This is a genomic window from Oleiphilus sp. HI0061 (assembly GCF_001635675.1).
Genome location: NZ_LWFE01000254.1, coordinates 1 through 956, shown reverse-complemented (window position 1 = coordinate 956; position 956 = coordinate 1). Strand labels below are relative to the sequence as shown.

Below are 956 nucleotides of genomic sequence, written 5' to 3'. Positions count from 1 at the left end.
GAGAAAATTCGCACTTCTATCTTCCCGTATTTTCATAAGAAGTATGCGAAATCTCGTCGTGATAGTGCTAAGAAAGTTGGTACGATTCGCCTAAGTTCTGAGTTTATCAGCTCGGCCTTTGGTGACGGTGGTGTTTTCTTCAACCACCAGCGTGTAGAGGATCAATAAGTAAGGATTTCAACTTAGCCTAACCCTTGTATTTATCAATCTGTACTTTGGTAAATAACATATTGGCTGTTCTAGAGCAGGCGGATCAGTCAAAATGAAGGGAGTTGTGCCCCGGAGTCTTTCGAGACTTCGGGGCTTTTTTTATACTTCTAGTCTGAGAAGCCCTACTGAAGGAGGGGAGTGCTTGGTTGGTCTGACGCTGTCACCTACCACTTTGCAGTGGCCAGTAATTGAGTTAATGCCTGCAGACCTTTGCCTTTATTGCTGAGTTTCCATGCCATAAAGCATTCATGATTATTTACCTTAGCAAGCTTAAGCTCCTTCAGCTTGCCACTCTCAATGGCTTGGTGAATACGTTTTCGCGGCAAGTGACCAATACCTATACCTGCTAATATGGCTTCGACCTTTTGATCCATGGTTTGTACATAAAAGGTTTTCCCTGCATCTGTGAGCCCGGCGCTGCGCGACACCTCCAGTATTGAGGTGTCATGGGTAACAACGCGTCTTAACTTAGGCAGTATTTCGGTGAGCCTCTGTGTATCTAAGGCGAGTTCAGCAAGTTGATGGGACGTGGCAATAACCGGTATTAGGTCGGTGTCTGTTAGTGGAATTGCGCGGAAGCCTTTTTGTAATGGTACCGGTCCTGGCGCGCCGACAAGGAGTTCTACGCGGTCTTGCTCAAGTGCTTCCCAGCCGCCGTTAAGTACGCACTCAATTAGATCAACTTCTACATTTTCGTGTTCGGCCAGAAAGTCAGACAGCACATCATATAGTACAGGTTGATTCAG

At 46.2% G+C, this 956-nt stretch carries 1 protein-coding gene; it reads right to left on the bottom strand.

Going from position 1 to position 956, the window contains the following annotated elements; all coding sequences use genetic code 11:
* Positions 1 to 374: 374 nt before the first annotated feature.
* Positions 375 to 956, bottom strand: a 582-nt coding sequence (locus A3735_RS03205) for a LysR substrate-binding domain-containing protein (RefSeq protein ID WP_197473232.1), incomplete at its 5' end; no start/stop codon positions are given.